Raw genomic sequence first — 19044 nt, 5'->3', positions numbered from 1 at the left:
AGTCACCGAGGAATCCCCTCAACGACTCCGACTTCTGCTCTGAGCATCAACAAAAACCCCCGGCATCGCTGCTGGGGGTTCTGTGGTGCCGAGGATGGGATTTGAACCCACACACCTCGCGGCGCTAGTCCCTGAAACTAGTGCGTCTACCAATTCCGCCACCTCGGCACGCTTGTCTGGTGGGGCCGCCCCGTGGGGGGCGCGTTTCAGGCTCGCTTACTTTAACGGCGAAGTTGGGGGCTGTCAACCGGTGTGCGCCCCGGACAGCCGCGCTTCCAGAAACGCCCAGATGTCCGCCGCCTCCGCGATCACCAGCGACGTGGGTTTGCCCGCGCCGTGCCCGCCGCGCGTCTCGATGCGGATCAGCGCGGGCGCGTTCCCGGCCTGCACGCGTTGCAGTTCGGCCGCGAACTTGTACGAGTGGGCGGGCACCACGCGGTCGTCGTGGTCGCCGGTGGTGACCAGCGTGGCGGGGTAGGCCACGCCCTCCCGGAGGCGGTGCAGCGGCGAGTAGCCCAGCAGCGTGCGGAACATGGCCGGGTCGTCGCTGCGGCCGTAGTCGCTGGCCCATGCCCAGCCGATGGTGAAGTGCTGGTAGCGCAGCATGTCCATCACGCCCACCTGGGCGATCACCGCGCCCACCAGCTCCGGGCGCTGGGTCATGACCGCGCCGACCAGCAGGCCGCCGTTGCTGCCGCCCTGGATGCCCAGGTGCGCGCTGGACGTGACGCCCGTGGCGATCACATGCTCGGCGCACGCGATGAAGTCGTCGAAGACGTTCTGCTTGCGGGTCAGTGTGCCGGCCAGGTGCCACTCCTCGCCGTATTCGGCGCCGCCGCGCAGGTTCGCCATGACATACACGCCGCCCCGCTCCAGCCACGCCAGCCGCCCGACGCTGAACGACGGCGTGAGGCTGATGCTGAAGCCTCCGTAGCCGTACAGCAGGGTGGGGTTCGTGCCGTCCCGCACGAGGCCCCGGCGCGCCACGATGAACATGGGCACGCGCGTACCGTCCTTGCTGGTGGCGAACTCCTGCGTGACCTCGTAGGCGCTGGCGTCGAAGTCCACGGCCGGCGCTGCGAGCGCCTCCAATCGACCGTCCGGCCGCAGCTGGTACGGCGTGCCCGGCGTCAGGAAGGACGTGAAGCCGAAATAGACCTGCGGGTCGTCCTGACGGGTGTTCAGGTCCGTGACCGTGCCCAGGCCCGGCAGCGCGATGTCATGCACCGGCCCGCCCGCGCGGCCGTGCCGCGTCAGGCGGTGGTTGGCGTCGTGCAGCGTCACCGTGAGGATGCCGTCCGGCACCAGCGCCGCCTGCTCCAGCGCATCTGGACCTTCAGGGATCACTTCCTGGCGTTCGCCGGTCTCCACGTTCCACGCGAGCACCCGCCCGCGCGGGGCGTCCTCGTCGGTGCGGATGTACAGCAGCGGGCCGTCGTTGCCGATCACGTCGTACGCCGCGCGGAACTCCGGCACAACTTCCGTGAACGGCCCGTCCGAGCCCAGCGGCCGCACCCACAGCAGGTTCTTGGGCTCGGTGCCGCGCATCACGACCACCAGCAGGTACGCGCCGTCCTCGGTGACGCCCGCCGAGTAGCGCCAGTGCGGCTCGTCCGGCCGGACGATGACGACGTGATCCTGCGACTGCGGCGTGCCCACGCGGTGGAACATCAGCCGGGAGTCGCGGTTCGTACCGGTCAGGGCCGCGCCCTCCTGCGGAGCGTCGTACGCGCCGTAGTAGAAGCCCTGGCCGTCCGGCGTCCACGCCGCGCCGCTGAACTTGCTCCACCGTGCGGCGTGCGGGTCGTCCTCGCCGGAGGTCACGTCCCGCACGTGCCACGTGATCCAGTCGCTGCCGCCCTGCTGCACGCCGTACGCGACCCGCCCGCCATCCCGGCTGACCGACGCGCTCAGCAGCGACGCCGTGCCGTCCTCGCTCAGCGTGTTCGGATCGAGCAGGGTGCGCCACGGGCCGCGCGCCGAATCCGCGACCTCCAGCACCGGCTGGTTCAGCAGGCCCGGATTGAAGAAGCGGAAAAAGTGCCCGCCGCGCGTCCACGGCACGCCCTCACGCGGGTAGTCCCACAGGGCGCTCAGGCGCTCGCGGTACGCCGCCCGGGCCGGCAGGGTGTCCAGGAAGGCGTCCGTCACGGCGTTCTGCGCCCGCACCCACGCGCGCGTCTGCGGTGAATCCGGCTCCTCCAGCCAGCGGTACGGATCGGGCACCGCCACTCGCTGGCCGTGCTCATCGGTGTAGTGGTCCACGTGATCCCCACGCGGCGACTCCGGGTACCGGCTCCTTACTCCTTCTGGGCTCACCCGCCCACTCTGCCACGCGCGCCCACGCGGCGGCCCGCTGGGCGGGACACGGCAAGGGGGCGGCGCCCGCAGGCCCGCCCCCAGGATCACACCCGCGGTTACTTCACCAGGCCGAGCTTGCGAACCTCGTCGCGCTCCTCAATGAGTTCCTGCGCGGTGGCGCCCATCTTGCCCCGGCTGAAATCCGACACCGGCAGGTTCTGCACGATGGAGTACGTCCCGTCCTTCACCGTCACGGGGAAGCCGTAGATCAGACCCTCCGGCACGCCATAGCTGCCGTCCGACGGAATGCCCATGCTGACCCACTCGCCCTCCGGCGTGCCCAGCGCCCAGTCGCGCATGTGGTCGATGGCCGCGCTCGCCGCGCTGGCGGCCGAGCTGGACCCCCGCGCCTCGATGATCGCCGCGCCGCGCTTGGCGACCGTCGAGATGTACGAGTTCTCGTACCACTCGCGGTCCACCTGGTCCAGCGCCGGCTGGCCGTCCACCGTCGCCTGGCTCAGGTCCGGGTACTGCGTGCTGGAGTGGTTGCCCCAGATCGTCACGTTCTTGATGCTGCTCACGGGCTTGCCGGTCTTCTCGGCCAGCTGCGAGATCGCGCGGTTGTGGTCCAGGCGCACCATCGCCGTGAACTGCTGCGGCTTCAGGTCCGGCGCGTTCTGCTGGGCGATGAGCGCGTTCGTGTTCGCGGGATTGCCCACCACGAGCACCTTCACGTCCCGGCTCGCCACCGCGTTCAGCGCCTCGCCCTGCGGCTTGAAGATGCCGCCGTTGGCGCCCAGCAGGTCGCCGCGTTCCATGCCCGCCTTGCGCGGCATCGCTCCGACCAGCAGGGCGTACTCCGCGTCCTTGAACGCCACCATCGGATCATCGCTGGTGATCACGTCTACCAGCAGCGGGAACGCGCCGTCACGCAGCTCCATCACCACGCCGTTCAGCGCCTTGAGGGCCGGAGTGACTTCCAGCAGTTGCAGGATCACCGGCTGATCCTTGCCGAGCATGTCGCCGGCGGCGATGCGGAAGAGCAGGCTGTAACCGATCTGGCCGGCAGCGCCGGTCACGGCGACACGGACGGGTTGCTTCATGGTCATGGGTCGTCCTCCTAGAGTTTGACGGCTCACAATAACGCGCAGCGTGTGGGCAGGGACGGGCGTTCCCCGAGAGGGGACAGGCTCAGTCCATCACCTAAACACCCGTGAGTTAACAGCTGAACTGTTCAATCAGCGCCGATTGCATCCGCTCAGACCACTGTCGATCCTCATCCGAACGTGCCTTTTCCGGTCGCAGATATTCTAGGTCGAAGTCGGCTGGATCGAGGTGAAACTGCGGCATTAACCAAGCTCCATCCGTAGACACCACGACTCCCCGCGTCAGTTCTGCCAGTGCCGAGCCCAGAAAGCCGTAAAGCGCCACCACGACTGCTGGCTGCCCAGCGGAGCGACGAACGTACCAGTGCGTTCCCAGCGTGATTGTCGGAAGCAGAACGCGTGTGCGAGTTTTCATGCCAAGCTCTTCCAAATTCTCTGCCAGCTCAGCCGGTTCCCAATTCTCGCAGTAAACGCCCGTGCCACCCTCGACGCCATCAACAGTGAACCAGAGGTAGCCATCGTGCCAGATAAATTTCGCGTCAGGATCAACTGGCGTCGGCTCTTGAGTCAGGATATTCCAGAAAGTGACCGACACAGCAGGAAGCGAATCTAGACCCAAACTCGCCAGGTAGGAGTGCAGTTTTCCAACGCCCAGCCGCCTGACCTGCTGAATCGTCGGAGGCTGGCTGATTCCTGGAAAAACATCGAAGGTCGTGGCCATTTCGTCACCTCGTCACTGACTGTCGTTCGTTATGCTTCACTACCGCTCAGATCGGCGCGTCCTCCTCGAACTGCGGCTCGCGTTTCTCGCGCAGGCTGGCGAGGCCTTCTTTGACGTCGGGGCCGGTAAAGCCGAGGAATTCCAGCGCCAGGGACGTGTCGAAGATGGGGCCGGCCTGCCGCAGCCAGTTGTTCAGGGCGTATTTCGTCCAGCGGATCGCGGTGGGGCTGCCCTGGGCGAGTTTGCGCGCCACCGTCCACGCCCGGTCCAGCAGTTCAGCGTCCGGCACGCTGAGGCTGACGAGGCCGATGCGTTCGGCCTCCTCGCCGGACACGCTTTCGCCGGTCAGCAGGTGGTACTTGGCGCGGTTCAGGCCGCACAGCAGGGGCCAGATGATGGCGGCGTGGTCGCCCGCCGCCACGCCCAGGCGGACGTGCCCGTCGAGCAGGCGGGCACTTTTCGCGGCGATACTCACGTCGGCGAGCAGGGCGACGGCGAGCCCGGCACCCACGCAGGGGCCGTGGATGGCGCTGACGATGGGTTTGCCGCAGTTCACGACGTTGTACACGAGGTCGCGGGCTTCCTTCCACACGCGGGCGAGGGCGGTGAAGTCTCCGGCCATCTCCTCGATCAGCGTGTAGTCCCCCCCGGAGGAAAAGCCGCGTCCCTCGCCGCGGATCAGGACGCAGCGGATGCCGGGCGTGTCATCAATGTCGCGCCACACGCGGGTCAGGGCGCGGTGGGCGTCGGCGTTCACGGCATTCAGTGTCTTCTCGCTGCGGATGACAATTTCGAGGATGCCGCCATCGTGCAGCGTGAGCTGGAGGCCGGGGTACGCGCCCCCGTCGGTGAGGTGGGAGGTCATGCCCGAGGCTAACACTGCCTCCGTCTACGTCCGCTTCCACCCGAGGACGCCCACGACGCCCGCCAGCGCCATGCTCAGCACGACCAGCGGCACGACGCCGGGCCAGCCGCCCGCCTCGAAGACGTGGCCGGCGACCACGCTGGCGACGGCCGCGCCGCCGTAGTACGAGGCGTGGTACAGGCCCGAGGCGAGGCTGCGGGCCTGCGTGACGGCGCGCTGCACGGCGGCCAGGGCGGCGGACTGCGCCAGGAACACGCCGCATGCCCCGGCGGCGACGCCCGCGACGATCAGCGGCAGGGCCGGCGTGAGCGTGAGCAGCAGACCGGTCACGCTGGCGCCCACGGCGGTCAGCAGGGCGAAGCGGGGGCCGCGCGTGGCGAGGAGCGGCCCGGCGACGGGCGTGATGACCACGCCGAGCAGGTACACCGCGAAGATGGCGCCGGTCTGCGCGGAGTTCAGGTCGTAGGGCGGGGCGGCCAGGCGCAGGGTGAGGGTGTTGAAGGTGCCGACCAGCGTGAACAGGATCAGGCAGCCGACCGCGCAGGTGGCGAGCAGCGCGGGGGTGTGCAGGTGCGTGACGAGACCGGCCAGGACGGCGCGCGGGTCGCGGCTGGGCCGGAACGCGCGCTCCCGCGGCAGGCCCGTGAGGGCCAGGAGAAAGCCCACCACCGCGCAGCCCGCCAGGCCCCAGAAGGCGGCGTGCCACCCGAAGCGGGCGTCGATCACGCCGGCCAGGAAGCGGCCCAGGAAACCGCCCAGTACGGTGCCGGTCACGTACATGGTCATGGCGCGGGCGCGCGCGGCGGCGGGGATCTCCTCGCCGATGTACGCGGTCAGGGCGACCATCACGCCGGGGATCAGCAGGCCCTGCGCGAAGCGGGCGGCGTTCAGGGCGTCCAGGGTGGGGGCGTGCGCGGCCAGCAGCGCGGGCACGGCCAGCAGCGCGAAGGCGCCCACGACCGTGCGCCGCCGGCCCAGCGCGTCCGCGAGCACCCCCACCAGCGGCGAGGCGAGCGCCATGGCGAGCATGGTGGCCCCCACGACCACGCCTACCTGCGCGGCGCCCGCGTGGAATTCGCGGGCCAGCACGGGCAGCAGGCTCTGCGGGGCGTAGACGTTCAGGAACACCAGGGTGCCGAGCGCGCCCAGCAGCCACCCGGACGGCGGGCGGGGAGCGGCGCTCAAGGCAGGCCGACCAGACCGAGCGGACTGACCAGCGCGACCTCCACGCCGAGCACCGCGGCGCGTTCCGCGTCCGGCCAGCCGGGCGGGCCGGGGATGATCAGGGTGGGCCGGGCCTCCAGCGCCACGCTGCCGGTGTCGTCCAGGCGCGACAGGACGGCGTCGAAGGCCCAGTCCTGCGCCCATAGGCGTTTCACGGCGTGCAGGGCAGTGGTGCCGGGCGGAATGACCAGGGCGGATTCGGCGCTCAGGGTCCCGGGGCGCCGGACGTGCAACTCGCCCCGGTCGAGCCCGGCGGCAGCCAGCGCGCGGTAGAAGACCTGCACAGCGTCGTCGAGCAGGTACGTGGTGCGGATCAGGGCCTGCGCCCGCGCCACGAGGGGCTCCAGGGCGTCCTCGTCGATGCGGGCGGGATTGACGGCGGCAAACACGCGGCGCAGCTGCTCGGGCAGGTTGCCGTCGCGGTAGAAGGCCTCCTCGAAGGCGGGCGGGACGACCACGCCAGGCACGCCCCGCGCGGCGAGACGCTGCGTCTCGGGGCCGGTCTCGGCGGCGCTCCGTGCGGCGGCCTCGGCGATCGTGAACATGCGTGCAGGGTAGAGCACCCGCGCGGGCCGGTGGTCAGTGCGCGGCCGGGCGTGGCGCGGCGTCGGCCCAGCGCTGCCGCACCCAGCCCTTCACGCCGCTCGCGGCGGGCGTGTCGCGCACCAGCACCGCCAGCAGTTCGCCCGGCCGGAAGCACGCGACCAGCACCCGGTCACCGAACTCCAGCTGCGCGGCGCGCACGTCCGCCTGCGCGTCCACGTGCGTGCCCAGCGTCTGCGCGGTGGTCGCCAGGAACCGCAGGTACGCCCCCACCTGGAAGCCCATGCCGCCGTGCACGCCCAGCAGCGTGCCGTCCTCCGCGAACAGCGCGGCGCTGATCACGCCGGGCATCAGCGCCAGGGGCCGCAGCAGCGCCTGGGCGGCCACGCCGGGATCGGCCGGCGCGGCGCGCCCGGTGGAGGCTCCCAGCACCGGCCGGACCGGGCCGCTGGTCACGCTGCCGGGCGCCACGGTCAGGTCCAGGTCTGGGTACTGGGGCGCCAGCCAGTCCTTCAGGGCGGGCAGCAGCGTGTCGGGCCGCAGGGGTTTGCGTAGCACGTCCAGCGCGCCCAGTTCGCGGCCGCGGCTGCGCAGGCCGTCCTCGACCACGCCGGTCATCAGCACCACCGGCAGGCTGGGCCGGCCCTGGTGCAGCGCGCGGGCGAGTTCCAGGCCGTCCATGCCGGGCATACGGATGTCCGCGAGCACCAGCGCGGTGTCGGGCGTGATGGCGCGCAGCGCGGCGGTGGCGCTGTCGGCCACCTGCACCGGCAGGTGCGGCGAGAGCAGCCGCTCCATGGCGGTCAGCACACCGGGGCTGTCGTCCACGATCAGGACGGCGGGTCGCCGGGGCAGGGAGCCGGTCATGACTCCACGGTAGGCGCGGCGTGCTCACCCCTGCCTTACGGCCCCGCGCCACTTCGTGAGGTTTCCGGCCCGCCGGCCCCCGACCGGCTGCCCCCGGCTGGCATACTCCGGGCATGACCGGCTCCGCGACCACGTTCCCGATCGGCGGCATCGCGCCCCTGCCCACCCGTGACCGCGCCGCGCTGCGGGACGTGAGCGAGCGCATGACCATGGCGGGCGCGCAGTGGCGCACGCTGCTCGCCTCCCTGGACGCTCCCGGCCTCGCCCGGCGGTCCCGGCCGGGCGCGTGGAGCGTGGCGCAGCTCGCACACCACACGGCCGACGCGCACCTGCACGGCCTGAACCGCCTGCGCTCCGCCCTGACCACCCCGGGCTACGTGATCCAGCCCTTCGATCAGGACGCGTGGCTGACCCTGCCCGACGCGACCCTGCCCGTGGACGTGGCGCTGACCCTGATGGGCGCCGCGACCGCCCACTGGACCGCGCTGCTGCTGGGCGTGGACGTGGAGGCCTTCGACACGCGCATCCTGCATCCGCAGGAGGATGAGCAGGATCTGTGGCAGCTGGTCGCCAAGCACGACTGGCACCTGCGCCACCACCTCGCCCAGGCCCGGCAGGCGCTGGAGGCGGGGGCGTGACCCTGGAGGAACTCCTGGCCCAGGACCCGCGGCTGCCCGCCGTGTGGGCGTGGGTGCACGCGCACATGCAGGGCGACGCCGCCCACGACGACGCGCACCTGCTGCGGGTGGCCCGCTGGACGCGCCGCTGCGCGCCGGACCTGCCCGCCGGGGTCGCCATCGCCGCGGCGTTCACGCACGACGTGGTGAACCTCCCGAAGAACCACCCGCAGCGCGCGCAGGCCAGCGAACTCAGCGCGCAGGCGGTCCTGGACACCCTGCCCGGCCTGGGCTTCACGCCGGCCGAGGCGCAGGGGGTGGCGCTGGCCGTGCGCGACCACTCGTACTCGCGCGGCGCGGTGCCGGCCACCGAACTCGGCGCGGCCCTACAGGACGCCGACCGGCTGGACGCTCTGGGGGCGCTGGGCGTGCTGCGGGTGGCCGGCGTGGGCGGGCAGCTGGGCCGCGCGCTGCTGCACCCGACCGATCCGTGGGCACAGGACCGGGAGCCGGACGACCTCGCGTACACCGTGGATCACTTCTTCACGAAGCTGCTGCGGCTCGACGGCACGTTCCACACACCCACCGGGCAGGCCGAGGCGCGCCGGCGCACGCTGACCATGCGCGCCTTCCTGGCGGAACTCGCCAGCGAACTGGACGTCGCGCCGCCCGACTGACGCCCGGGCAGAGGTCACAGCGGTTGGAGTGAAGTTGAGGGGCGCTGTTGGCCCCTCGACGGAACGGAACACCGCTGTCAGTCCTCCAGGTGGGCGTGGTCGTTGTACGTGACCAGCGTCCAGCGGCCGTCGCGGCGCTCCAGGCGGGTCAGGCTGGTGTGGGCCAGCACGTACGGAAACGGCAGGACGTAGCCGGGCACCGGCAGCGTCGGCCAGCCGAACAGCACGCACAGCAGCGCCCGGATGGCCGCTCCGTGCGAGAACGCGATCACCCGGCCGTCCGGCAGCTCCTGCGCCCACGTGTGCAGGCGGGCGCCGACCTCGGCCATGCTCTCCCCGCCGCCGGGCGCGGGCAGGTTCCACGGATCGCGCTGCCAGTCGTGGTACTCCGGGTCGTGCAGGACATCATTCGTCCCGGCGCCCTCGTACTTGCCGAAGCGCAGTTCCCGCAGGCGGGCGTCGGTCGTGATCGGCGCGCCCGGCACGCTCAGCTCCGCCGTCCGCACCGCGCGGATCAGGTCGCTGCTGACCACACGGTCGTAGGACCAGGACGCCAGCCGGGCGGCCAGCCGCCGCGCCTGTTCCTCGCCGTGCGCGCCCAGCGGCGTGTCGGTCCAGCCCTGCCAGCGCCCCGCGCCGTTCCAGTCGGTGGCGCCGTGGCGCACCAGGGTGAGGTGCAGGGTCACGGCTGCGCTCCGGGCGCAGTGCCCTCCGGCAGCGGCGGCACGGGCCGGGGCGCGCCGTGCTCGTCCAGCGCCACGAACACGAAGGTGCCGCTGGTCGCGAGTTCCTGCTCGCCGGATGCCATGTGCTCGCGGTACACGTCCACCCGGATGGTCATGCTGGTGCGGCCCACCCGCACCACCTGCGCGTCCAGCGCCACCGCGTCGCCCACCCGGATCGGCACGTGGAAATCGATGCCGTCCATGCGCGCCGTGACGACGTTCCCGCCGGCACGGCGCACGGCGGCAATGCTGGCCGCCTTGTCCATCAGCGACAGCACCCACCCGCCGAAGGCCGTGCCGTGGTAATTGGTGTCCTTCGGAAACACCAGCTCGAGCATCTTCGCGCCCTGCTGGCGCACGGTCTTCTTGCCTTCGCTCATCATTCGCACGCCTCGCTGACACCTACGGGGTCGTTCAGGCCCTGGAATCAGGTCCGGCAACGCTCCCGCGTGAGGGCGACTTCGCGCACCTCGGCACGGCCGTGAGTGTACAGGGGCAGCGTCAGGCGACCCGCAGGGAGCAGGCGTGTTGTCCACCATGGGCCGGTGACTGGCCCATGAGGGAGCGGGGCCAGCGGTCCCGGTGAGACTATTCCTGGCCCGCATCTGGACGGGCCGGCATTGAGCGTCTTCTCACCTAGGACTCCGTGCCAGACACCATTCGCTCATATGGATTCACCCGGCATTGAGCGTCGTCCCGGCTGTGGCATTTCTACCGAAACCCGAGCGGTCGGTCCGTCATAACTGGGGTATGACCTCCCCCGTCGTGACTGCAACAGCCCTGGAGATCATCCACGACCTGCCGAGCGGCACGGAGCTGTCTGCGTCTGACCTTCAGCGGGAGACGGCGCTGCGGCTGTTCGGCACGGCCCCTGTGGGCCACACCATGCCCTTCCGCGTCCTCGCGCGCCAGCTTGCCCGGCTGGGCCGTCTGGTCGTGGTGCAGGAAGGCCCAACGCTGTACCGCGTGCCCTGAGTTCCATCTCAACCCGCATGCGCCCTGGACACATCGGGGCGCATGTTCACTGTCGAGACAGCGGCGCTCTGGAGCGATCGGAACTGGATCTTCATGGATGAACGGCCCTTAAAGCGTCGTTCAGCAGTTTTTTAAGGCCACCTTCAAGTCGGCCAAGACATGCATGGAAACTCTCTGGCTACGGTCCGGATGAAGGCTGCTTCACTGGTCTCATGACGCCGATCAGCATGAACCCGCTCGCCCTGTGCATCGCCGGGTTCTGGCAGGGCGAGCCGAGCCAGCCCCGTCGGCGGTTCCAGGGCGAGGTGCTCACGTCCAGCCATACGCGCATCCGGGCGGGCGAAGTGGTCTCCGTGACCTTCTGCTGCCCACAGCAGCGGGTCATGCCCTGCTCGGAACACGGCGCCTACATCCTGAAGGTGCAGCGGACCTCGTTTCCGCTGATCAGCTTCCTGTGCGCAGACATCACCTCTCCAGGCCCGGCCTGCCGCCAGGACACGGCGCTGGCCACGTGGTTCGCGCTGACGACTCCTGAGCCCGCGACCACACGGACCGGCCGCAGGGCGTCCAGTCGGCCGCGAGAGCAGCGCTAGACCATACCCGGGCCAGGACGAAGCAGGAACCAGTGGGGGTCGGGCTCGACGCGCGCGTCGCCAGTCGGCCGGTCCCGGGGCCCAGGCATGGCGGTGGGTGCCGAATCCCCACAGCAGCGGCTGCCTCCTGAACGGCCCGCCCGACGGGACCGCCATCACACCTGCCCCGCGTGAACCCCGCCAGTTCTCCTGGCCCCGGCACGGAAACGCGGCGCGGCGAGTTCCGTTCCCACCCGCCGGGTGAAGGGCAGTGATTGACACCCCCGCATGCCCATGAGACCATGCGCAGTACCCACAACTTGTACCCCGTTCAAGGAGCCGTCTGCGCGAGCCCGGCCCCTGGACGCCGGAGGTTCACTATGAAACGACTCCACCGGATCACCGCACTGGCCCTGCTGAGCGCCTCGACCGCCCTGGCGGACAAGGTCGTGAACATCGGCTACAGCGGCCCCCTCTCGGGCGCGGCAGCGTTCTACGGCAAGGACGTGCAGAGCGGCCTGGACATGGCGATTGCCGAGCTGAACAAGACCGGCGTGACGGTCGGCAGCGAGAAGGTGACCTTCAAGCTGGTGGCCCTCGACGACCGCTACCTGCCCAACGAGACCGCCACCAACGTCAAGCGGCTGACCAGCCAGGGCATCGACGTGATCGTGGTGCCGCACGCCGGCGGCATCCTGACCGTGCAGCCCATGACGACCGGCGATCCCAAGTTCCTGCTGGTGGCGTATTCCAGCGAGCCGAAGATCCTGGCGGGCAACAACCCGCTGACCTTCATGCTGCCGCCGCGCTACGACAACTACGTGCAGCCCTTCGTGGCCACGCAGATGAAGGCCTTTGGCAAGAAGCTGGGGCTGATCGGCACCACCAGCGCGTACGGCAAGCAGTGGACGGAGGCGATCAGCGCCGAGTGGACCAAGCAGGGCGGCACGGTCGGCGGGAACAACGGCGTGGACTACAACACCACCGTGGACTACTCCAGCGCCGTGACCAAGGCCCTGGCCGAGAAGCCGGACGTGCTGTTCATCGGCGGGCCCAGCCAGCCGACCGCGCTGGTCGTGAAGGCCGCGCGCGAGCAGGGCTTCAAGGGCGGCTTCATCGTGATGGACCAGGCGAAGTTCGAGCAGATGGACCAGGTCGTGCCGCGCTCGTACCTGGACGGCAGCGTGGGCGTGCTGCCGGTCAAGGAGTTCGCGGGCACGCAGGTGTTCGTGGCGCAGTACCAGAAGCTGTACAAGAAGATTCCCACCAGCGAGGCCGCGCTGAACTACATGGGCATGAACGTGATCGCCAAGGCGATGGAACTCGCCGGCACCACCGACGACCCGGCGGCGATCCGCGCCAAGCTGGACGCCGCCGCCAAGGCCCTCCCCCAGAGCAAGACGGTGTTCAAGCTCAGCGGCGTGACGGCCGGCGGGCACGCCGACGCGGCCTTCGTGGTCGCGAGCGTCAAGGGCGGCCAGTACACCCGCCTGCGGCTGACGACCACCTTCAAATAAGCGCGCCCTGCCGCGCCCCGTGAGCACGCGGGGCGCGTTGTCCTACCGGCCTCACCCCTGGAGTCCCCCTTGACGACGTTTCTGCAACAACTCTTCAACGCGCTGGCGCTGGGCGGCGTGTACGCCCTGGTGGCGCTGGGCCTGACGCTGGTGTACGGCGTGATGCGCGTGCCGAACTTCGCGCACGGCGGCCTGTACATGCTGGGCGCGTACGTGGCCTACGCCGCGCTCGACCGCCTGGGCGTGGGCTACGTGCCCGCGTTGCTGCTCGCGGGCGCCGCGGTGGCGCTGCTGGCGGCGCTGCTCGAGCGGGTGATCTTCTCGCCGCTGCGCAGCGCTCCGCACGTGCACCCCATGATCGCGGCCATCGGCGTGCTGTTCTTCCTGGAGGCGGCCGTGCAGCTCATCTGGGGACCGGACTTCAAGCGCATCCCCGAGCCCATTCCCGGCATCGTGAACCTGGGCGGCGTGACCCTCACGTGGCAGCGCCTGATCGTGATCGCGGCGAGCGTGGTCGCCATGCTGGGGCTGAACTTCTTCCTCAAGCGCACCCTGACCGGCGCGACCATCGAGGCCATGAGCCAGAACCGCGAGGGCGCGCGGCTGGTCGGGATCGACACCGGCCGGGTGGGCATGCTGACCTTCGCGATCTCCGGCGGGCTGGCGGCGGTCGCGGCGGCCCTGATCGCGCCGATCAACTCGGTGGCGCCCAGCATGGGCGAGGTCATGAACCTCAAGGTGTTCGCGATCATCATCCTGGGCGGCATGGGCAGCGTGCCGGGCGCCATCGTGGGCGCGTTCCTGCTGGCCCTGGCAGAGGTGTTCGGGGGCTTTTACATCAACCTGGACTTCGCGGACGTGATCGGCTTCGCGATGCTGGTCGTGGTGCTCGCCGTGCGGCCCCAGGGCCTGTTCCGGAGGAGCACGTGACGCGCGGCGGGTGGATCTGGGCCGCGCTGTTCGTGGTGGCGGCCGCCGTGCCGTTCCTGGGGCCGAGCGGCTACCTGCTGGACGTGGCCGTGAACGTCATGATCTGGGCGATGGTCGCGTACGGCCTGAACGTCATGCTGGGCTACGCGGGCCTGCTGCCGCTGGCGCACGCGGGCTTCTTCGGCATCGGGGCGTACACGGTCGGGATTCTGACCCTGAAGGCCGGGTGGAGCTTCTGGGTGGCGTGGCCGGCGGGCGTGCTGCTGTGCGCTGTGGGCGGCCTGCTGCTGGGTCTGGTGGCGTTCCGCACGCGCGGGGACGCGTTTTCCATCTTTACACTGGGCGTGGGCGTGATCATCGCCCTGATCATCAACAAGTGGGACGCCCTGACCGGCGGCAACGACGGCCTGAACGGCGTGGCCGCGCCGGCGGGTCTGTCGGCCATGTCGCAGGCCGCCGGCCTGAAGCTCGCGGGGGGGTACTACCTGCTCGCGCTGCTCGCGCTGGCCGTCACGGTGGTCGTGGTGGCCCGCACGCGCGCCAGCGTGTTCGGCCGCTCGCTGCTCGCCATCCGGGGCGGCGAGGATCTGGCCCGCAGCGCCGGCATCGACGTCGTCGCGCACAAGCTGCGCGCCATGATGCTCTCGACCGCCATCGCGGGCTTCGCCGGCGGGCTGTACGCCGTGTACGTGGGCTTTCTGGGCTCCGCGATCACCGGGCCGGTCACGACCTTCACGGTGCTGCTGTACGTGCTGGTGGGCGGCCTGGGCACCCTGGCGGGGCCGCTCGTGGGCACCGGCCTGATGTACGGGCTGTCGCAGGGCCTCAAGGGACTCCAGGACTACCAGTACATCGTGTTCGGGCCGCTGCTGGTGCTGCTGGTGATGTTCGCGCCGCACGGCCTGGTGGGCGTGTGGGAACGGCTGCGGGCGCGGCGCACCGGTACGGCCCCCGAGACCGGCCCGGAAAGCCGCGCCGAGGCGGGCCGCGAGGTGGGGGATCAGCATGCCTGAGGCACCCATGCAGGGACTGCTGGACGTCCAGGGGCTGGGCATCCGCTTCGGCGGGCTGGACGCCGTGAAGGACGTGACCGCCAGCATTCCGGCCGGACAGATCACCGCGATCATCGGGCCAAACGGAGCGGGCAAGAGCACCTTCTTCAACCTGATCTCGGGCTTCTATGTGCCCACGGCCGGCACCATCCGCTTCCGGGGCGAGGACGTCACGCGCCTGAAAACGCATCAGGTCGTGGCGCGCGGCGTCGCGCGCACCTTCCAGACCACGACGATCTACAGGGAACTCAGCGTGCTCGAGGGCGTCATGATCGGCCACCGCGTCCGCACGCGGGCCGGGCTGCTGGACGCCCTGCTGCGCACCGGTCGTGAAAAGCGCGACGAGGACGCCAGCCGCGCCGGCGCCATGCGCGCCCTGGAACGCGTGGGGCTGGCCCCGCAGGCGCACCGGCCTGCCGGAGCCCTCACGCAGGAGGGGCAGAAGCGCGTGGGCATCGCCATGGCGCTCGCCAGCGATCCCGCGCTGCTGCTGCTGGACGAACCGGCCGCCGGCATGAACCCCGACGAAACGGTGCGCCTGATGGCCCTGATCCGCGAGCTGGTGCAGGGCGGCCTGTCCGTGGCCCTGGTCGAGCACAAGATGAGCCTGGTGATGGGCCTGGCCGACCGGATTCTGGTGCTGCACCACGGGCAACTGATCGCGCAGGGCACGCCGGCCGAGGTCAGCCGCGACCCGGCCGTGATCACGGCGTACCTGGGCAGCCACGCGCACGGCGGCCAGATGGGCCAGGGCGTGGGGGCCGGCCATGCTTGAGATCCAGAACCTGCGCGTGAACTACGGAACGTTCACCGCCCTGCACGACGTGACCCTGAGCGTGAACCCCGGCGAGATCGTGGTGCTGCTCGGCGCGAATGGCGCGGGCAAGAGCACGCTGTTCCGCACGCTCTCGGGCCTCCAGCGGCCGGCCGGGGGCGCGGCCCGCTGGAACGGCACGTCCCTGACCGGCGGCCGGCCCGAATTCAATGTCGCGCACGGCGTGGCCCAGTGCCCGGAGGGCCGCCTGCTGTTCCCGGACCTGAGCGTGGAGAAGAACCTGCGCCTGGGCGCGTACGTGCACCGGCGCGATCCGGCGGGCACGGCGCGCGAACTGGCGCGCGTCATGGACCTCTTCCCGATCCTAGTCGAGAAACGCCACGATCCCGCCGGCAGCCTGTCGGGCGGGCAGCAGCAGATGGTCGCCATCGCCCGCGCGCTGATGGCGCGGCCCTCGCTGCTGCTGCTGGACGAGCCGTCGCTCGGCCTGGCGCCGCTGGTGGTGGAACAGGTGTTCCAGACCGTGCAGCGCGTGAACGAGGCCGGCGTCAGCGTCCTGCTGGCCGAGCAGAACGCCTTCGCGGCGCTGGGCATCGCGCACCGGGGCTACGTGCTGGAGAGCGGCAGGATCTCGCTCCAGGGCACGTCCGCCGAGCTCATGACCGACGACCGTGTGCGCAGCGCGTACCTGGGCGTGTAGGGCCGGTTGTGGAGCAGACGCGCCGGAGGCACAGGGTCCGGCGCGTCGCCGTGTTGAGGAGCCTTGCCTACCCGGCGGCGGACAGCCGGAGGCGCAGGGCGGCCACCACCGCGATCAGGGCGGCCAGCAGGGCCACGCCGAAGGCGAGCGTGAACGCGCCCTGCAGGGGCTCGACGCGCGCGATCAGCGCTCCGCCGATGCCGGCGGCCAGGGCGACCATCAGGGTCTCGATGTTCGCCAGCTGGCCCGACGAGCGCCCGGCCTCGGCGGCGGGCACGCTGGCCAGCGCGTTCAGGCTGATGCCGTTGTAGCCGATGCCCATGCCCAGGCTGCCCAGCACCTGCCCCGCGTACACGCACCACAGCGGCAGGGCGCCCAGGGTGGTCAGGGCCGTGAGGCCCAGGCCCAGCACCACGCACACCATGGCCGCGCGGGTGGTCAGGGTGCGGTACGCGCCGTTCCAGCGCCGCTCGATGCGCGCCTGGAGCCACGACCCGGCGGTCCACGTGACGCCGCCGACGCTGAGCACCACGCCCGCGCCGCTCAGGCTCAGGCCGCGCAGGTCGTGCAGGGCCAGCGGCAGGAACGTGCCGGAGCCCATGAACGCGAACGCCAGCAGGCCACGCAGCGCCAGCAGCCGGGGCAGGCCCGGTGCGAGCCGTCCCATGCCCACCGGGAACAGCGGCCGGGCCGCGACCAGCAGGCCCACCAGCCCCACGCCGGCCACTGCCAGGGCAAGAGGGTCCGGGCGGCGCAGGCCCTCGATCAGGGCGCCGGCCGAGGCGAGCAGGCCCAGCGCCGGCCACAGCTGCCGCTTGGGCGCCGGCGGCCCAGACCGCTCAGCTCCAGCTCCTCCATGCCGGGCCAGCAGGGGCAGGACGCACAGCGGCGCGGCCAGCAGCAACAGCGGCACCAGGCCCCAGAACACCGGTCGCCACGACCACTGGTCCGCGATCACGCTGGCGATCAGGGGGCCGACCAGCACCGGCAGCAGCCACGCGCTGGACATGGCCGCCAGCATGCGGGGCCGCGACGCCTCCGGGTAACGCGTCGTGATGACCGCCCACGGCAGCGCGCCCAGGCCGCCGGCGCCCAGCCCCTGGATCACGCGGCCCAGCACGAACGCCGGCATCGAGGCGGCCGTGCCGCCCACCAGCAGGCCCAGCGCGAACAGCGCCAGCGACACCACGGTGCCCGGCGCCAGCCCGCACCGGTCGGCCAGCGTGCCGCTCGCCACTGCGCCGAACAGGCTGGAGAGCAAGAAGGCGCTGGACGCCCAGCCGAACAGCGCCAGCCCGTTCAGGTCGGACGCCACGCGCGGCATGACGGTGCCAACCGCCATGGCCTCGAACGCGACGATCATGACGACCAGGATCAGCCCCACCCCCAGGGTGCGGGGGACCAGGGGCGGCGCCGGGTGCTGCGCCGTGGGCGAGGGGCTCAGGGCGCGGCTCATGACCGCCATGCTCGCACAGGGCGCCCGGCGGCTGGCCGGAGCAGCGGGACGGCGGGAGCGCGGGGCAGCGGCCCTCCACCGGAGCACGCAGAGCGGTGTGTATCCTCAGCGGCACAGAGCCACCCAAGGAGCGCCCATGACCATGACCGCTGGCATCTCGACTGACCGCCTGCACGCCTGGGAAGATCACCTCAGGGCCACGTACCTCGATACCGGCGTCCTCCCGAACGCCCTGACGCTGGTGTACCGCCGCGGCGAGATCGTGCACCAGCACGCGCAGGGCTTCGCGGACGTGGAGGCGGGGGTGGCGCTGCGGGACGACCACATCTTCCGCATCTACTCCATGACCAAGCCGATCACGAGTCTGGCGTTCATGATGCTGGTCGAGGACGGCAAGGTGGCGCTGGGCGATCCGGTCAGCCGCGTGATTCCCGAGTGGGCGAACCTGGGCGTGTGGACCGGCGGAGAACTGGGCCGCTTCACGTCCGAGCCGCCGCGCCGGCCCATGCTGATGGTCGATCTGCTGCGGCACACGGCGGGCCTGAGCTACCACATCCAGCAGGGTGGGCGGCTGGACGGGGCGTACCGCGCCCTGGGCCTGGGCACGACCACCACGCTGGAGGGCATGATCACGGCGCTGGCCGACCTGCCGCTGGAGTACGCGCCCGGCGAGGCGTGGCACTACTCCTTCGCCACCGACGTCCTGGGCGCCGTGGTGGGCCGGATCGCGGAGCAGCCCTTCGAGGAGTTCGTGCGCCAGCGCATCCTGGGGCCGCTGGGTATGGTGGACACCGACTTCTCCGTGGCGCCGGACAAGGCCGGGCGCTTCATGCCGTGCTACGCGCTGACCCCGCAGGGACGCGTGCTCTACGACGCGCGGGCCACCAGTCCGTACCTGGCTGCGCCGCACTTCGTCTCGGGGGGCGGAGGCCTGGTATCCACGGCAGCCGATTACCTGCGCTTTTGCCGCATGCTGCTGCGCGGCGGCGAACTGGACGGCGCGCGGCTGATCGGCCCCAAGACGCTGGAACTCATGACCCGCAACCACCTGCCGGGCGGCGCGGACATCGCCACCCTGATGCGCTCCGCCATCGCCGCGTCCGAGACCGGCTCGGCGGGCGTGGGCTTCGGACTGGGCTTCGCGGTGACCCTCGATCCGGCGCGCAGCCTGCGCATCGGCAACGCCGGCGACTTTTACTGGGGCGGCGCGGCCGGCACGTACTTCTGGATCGACCCGACCGAGGACCTGGCCGTGATCTTCATGACGCAGCTGCTGCTGTCGCCGGACCGCGTGCGGGACGACCTGCGCACCTTCGTGTACTCCGCCATCACCGACAGCCCCACCCGGCCGCGCACGCTGGCGTAGGCGTTTCTCCGCCTTTCGACCGACGCCATGCTCCTCTGAGCACCTTACTCTGCCG

The 19044-nt window shown here is 71.0% G+C and carries 20 protein-coding genes and 1 tRNA gene; 10 read left to right on the top strand and 11 right to left on the bottom strand.

Annotated features, from left to right (window positions below; translation table 11 throughout):
- Positions 1-83: 83 nt before the first annotated feature.
- From HNQ07_RS10870 to HNQ07_RS10835, 8 genes are all read right to left on the bottom strand, one after another.
- A tRNA-Leu gene (locus HNQ07_RS10870) sits at positions 84-168 on the bottom strand.
- Positions 169-243: 75 nt separating this feature from the next.
- A complete protein-coding gene (locus HNQ07_RS10865) occupies positions 244-2319 on the bottom strand; it encodes a prolyl oligopeptidase family serine peptidase (RefSeq protein ID WP_184111666.1) in 2076 nt (691 codons plus the stop codon).
- A 98-nt stretch (positions 2320-2417) separates the two neighbouring features.
- Entirely contained in the window at positions 2418-3410 is a 993-nt protein-coding gene (locus HNQ07_RS10860; RefSeq protein WP_184111664.1) for a malate dehydrogenase, read from the bottom strand.
- A gap of 109 nt (positions 3411-3519) precedes the next feature.
- Positions 3520-4128, bottom strand: coding sequence for a hypothetical protein (locus HNQ07_RS10855; protein WP_184111661.1), 609 nt, complete (start codon positions 4126-4128; stop codon positions 3520-3522).
- A 46-nt stretch (positions 4129-4174) separates the two neighbouring features.
- Complete coding sequence (locus HNQ07_RS10850; RefSeq protein WP_184111659.1) at positions 4175-4993, bottom strand: enoyl-CoA hydratase/isomerase family protein; 819 nt, start codon at positions 4991-4993, stop codon at positions 4175-4177.
- Positions 4994-5017: 24 nt separating this feature from the next.
- Positions 5018-6178, bottom strand: coding sequence for an MFS transporter (locus HNQ07_RS10845; RefSeq protein WP_229831950.1), 1161 nt, complete (start codon positions 6176-6178; stop codon positions 5018-5020).
- The gene (locus tag HNQ07_RS10840) at positions 6175-6762 is read right to left on the bottom strand and encodes a hypothetical protein (protein WP_184111657.1); all 588 of its coding nucleotides are present in this window, start codon (positions 6760-6762) and stop codon (positions 6175-6177) included. The genes HNQ07_RS10845 and HNQ07_RS10840 overlap by 4 nt, the downstream gene beginning before the upstream one ends.
- A 34-nt stretch (positions 6763-6796) precedes the next feature.
- A complete protein-coding gene (locus tag HNQ07_RS10835; protein ID WP_184111655.1) occupies positions 6797-7627 on the bottom strand; it encodes a response regulator in 831 nt (276 codons plus the stop codon).
- 113 nt (positions 7628-7740) lie between these two features.
- On the opposite strand from HNQ07_RS10835, the gene HNQ07_RS10830 reads away from it, so the two are divergent.
- Positions 7741-8265, top strand: a complete 525-nt coding sequence (locus HNQ07_RS10830) for a DinB family protein (RefSeq protein ID WP_184111653.1) — start codon at positions 7741-7743, stop codon at positions 8263-8265.
- Complete coding sequence (locus HNQ07_RS10825; protein ID WP_229831949.1) at positions 8262-8921, top strand: HD domain-containing protein; 660 nt, start codon at positions 8262-8264, stop codon at positions 8919-8921. Before HNQ07_RS10830 ends, HNQ07_RS10825 begins: the two co-directional genes overlap by 4 nt.
- A gap of 77 nt (positions 8922-8998) precedes the next feature.
- Here the strand turns inward: HNQ07_RS10825 and HNQ07_RS10820 are convergent, their stop codons facing one another.
- Both HNQ07_RS10820 and HNQ07_RS10815 read right to left on the bottom strand, forming a co-directional pair.
- On the bottom strand, positions 8999-9607 hold the full coding sequence (locus tag HNQ07_RS10820) for a histidine phosphatase family protein (RefSeq protein ID WP_229831948.1): 609 nt from the start codon (positions 9605-9607) through the stop codon (positions 8999-9001).
- On the bottom strand, positions 9604-10026 hold the full coding sequence (locus HNQ07_RS10815; protein WP_184111651.1) for an acyl-CoA thioesterase: 423 nt from the start codon (positions 10024-10026) through the stop codon (positions 9604-9606). Before HNQ07_RS10815 ends, HNQ07_RS10820 begins: the two co-directional genes overlap by 4 nt.
- 370 nt (positions 10027-10396) lie before the next feature.
- Between HNQ07_RS10815 and HNQ07_RS10810 the strand changes: the two genes are divergently transcribed.
- The 7 genes from HNQ07_RS10810 (at position 10397) to HNQ07_RS10780 (ending at position 16167) form a co-directional block, all read left to right on the top strand.
- Positions 10397-10621, top strand: coding sequence for a hypothetical protein (locus HNQ07_RS10810; protein ID WP_184111649.1), 225 nt, complete (start codon positions 10397-10399; stop codon positions 10619-10621).
- A gap of 212 nt (positions 10622-10833) precedes the next feature.
- Positions 10834-11214: a hypothetical protein gene (locus HNQ07_RS10805; RefSeq protein ID WP_184111647.1), complete on the top strand. Its 381-nt coding sequence runs from the start codon at positions 10834-10836 to the stop codon at positions 11212-11214.
- A 359-nt stretch (positions 11215-11573) separates the two neighbouring features.
- Entirely contained in the window at positions 11574-12710 is a 1137-nt protein-coding gene (locus HNQ07_RS10800; RefSeq protein WP_184111645.1) for an ABC transporter substrate-binding protein, read from the top strand.
- A gap of 69 nt (positions 12711-12779) precedes the next feature.
- Positions 12780-13640, top strand: a complete 861-nt coding sequence (locus tag HNQ07_RS10795; protein WP_184111643.1) for a branched-chain amino acid ABC transporter permease — start codon at positions 12780-12782, stop codon at positions 13638-13640.
- Entirely contained in the window at positions 13637-14653 is a 1017-nt protein-coding gene (locus HNQ07_RS10790; RefSeq protein ID WP_184111641.1) for a branched-chain amino acid ABC transporter permease, read from the top strand. Before HNQ07_RS10795 ends, HNQ07_RS10790 begins: the two co-directional genes overlap by 4 nt.
- A complete protein-coding gene (locus HNQ07_RS10785) occupies positions 14646-15467 on the top strand; it encodes an ABC transporter ATP-binding protein (RefSeq protein WP_184111639.1) in 822 nt (273 codons plus the stop codon). Before HNQ07_RS10790 ends, HNQ07_RS10785 begins: the two co-directional genes overlap by 8 nt.
- Positions 15460-16167, top strand: coding sequence for an ABC transporter ATP-binding protein (locus HNQ07_RS10780; RefSeq protein ID WP_184111637.1), 708 nt, complete (start codon positions 15460-15462; stop codon positions 16165-16167). The genes HNQ07_RS10785 and HNQ07_RS10780 overlap by 8 nt, the downstream gene beginning before the upstream one ends.
- 67 nt (positions 16168-16234) lie before the next feature.
- Here HNQ07_RS10780 and HNQ07_RS10775 read toward each other — a convergent pair whose 3' ends face one another.
- Complete coding sequence (locus tag HNQ07_RS10775; RefSeq protein WP_229831947.1) at positions 16235-17623, bottom strand: MFS transporter; 1389 nt, start codon at positions 17621-17623, stop codon at positions 16235-16237.
- A 136-nt stretch (positions 17624-17759) separates the two neighbouring features.
- On the opposite strand from HNQ07_RS10775, the gene HNQ07_RS10770 reads away from it, so the two are divergent.
- Complete coding sequence (locus HNQ07_RS10770; protein WP_184111633.1) at positions 17760-18989, top strand: serine hydrolase domain-containing protein; 1230 nt, start codon at positions 17760-17762, stop codon at positions 18987-18989.
- Positions 18990-19044 lie beyond the last annotated feature (55 nt).

It is taken from the genome of Deinococcus metalli, assembly GCF_014201805.1.
Lineage (GTDB): Bacteria > Deinococcota > Deinococci > Deinococcales > Deinococcaceae > Deinococcus > Deinococcus metalli.
This window is presented reverse-complemented; position numbering and strand designations above follow the sequence as displayed.

Bases quoted from the DNA above. Each gene is read 5' to 3' on its own strand.
- HNQ07_RS10860 (WP_184111664.1), bottom strand. From the start codon at position 3,410: ATGACCATGAAGCAACCCGTCCGTGTCGCCGTGACCGGCGCTGCCGGC.
- HNQ07_RS10855 (WP_184111661.1), bottom strand. From the start codon at position 4,128: ATGGCCACGACCTTCGATGTTTTTCCAGGAATCAGCCAGCCTCCGACG.
- HNQ07_RS10850 (WP_184111659.1), bottom strand. From the start codon at position 4,993: ATGACCTCCCACCTCACCGACGGGGGCGCGTACCCCGGCCTCCAGCTC.
- HNQ07_RS10840 (WP_184111657.1), bottom strand. From the start codon at position 6,762: ATGTTCACGATCGCCGAGGCCGCCGCACGGAGCGCCGCCGAGACCGGC.
- HNQ07_RS10835 (WP_184111655.1), bottom strand. From the start codon at position 7,627: ATGACCGGCTCCCTGCCCCGGCGACCCGCCGTCCTGATCGTGGACGAC.
- HNQ07_RS10830 (WP_184111653.1), top strand. From the start codon at position 7,741: ATGACCGGCTCCGCGACCACGTTCCCGATCGGCGGCATCGCGCCCCTG.
- HNQ07_RS10815 (WP_184111651.1), bottom strand. From the start codon at position 10,026: ATGAGCGAAGGCAAGAAGACCGTGCGCCAGCAGGGCGCGAAGATGCTC.
- HNQ07_RS10810 (WP_184111649.1), top strand. From the start codon at position 10,397: ATGACCTCCCCCGTCGTGACTGCAACAGCCCTGGAGATCATCCACGAC.
- HNQ07_RS10805 (WP_184111647.1), top strand. From the start codon at position 10,834: ATGACGCCGATCAGCATGAACCCGCTCGCCCTGTGCATCGCCGGGTTC.
- HNQ07_RS10800 (WP_184111645.1), top strand. From the start codon at position 11,574: ATGAAACGACTCCACCGGATCACCGCACTGGCCCTGCTGAGCGCCTCG.
- HNQ07_RS10785 (WP_184111639.1), top strand. From the start codon at position 14,646: ATGCCTGAGGCACCCATGCAGGGACTGCTGGACGTCCAGGGGCTGGGC.
- HNQ07_RS10780 (WP_184111637.1), top strand. From the start codon at position 15,460: ATGCTTGAGATCCAGAACCTGCGCGTGAACTACGGAACGTTCACCGCC.
- HNQ07_RS10775 (WP_229831947.1), bottom strand. From the start codon at position 17,623: ATGAGCCGCGCCCTGAGCCCCTCGCCCACGGCGCAGCACCCGGCGCCG.
- HNQ07_RS10770 (WP_184111633.1), top strand. From the start codon at position 17,760: ATGACCATGACCGCTGGCATCTCGACTGACCGCCTGCACGCCTGGGAA.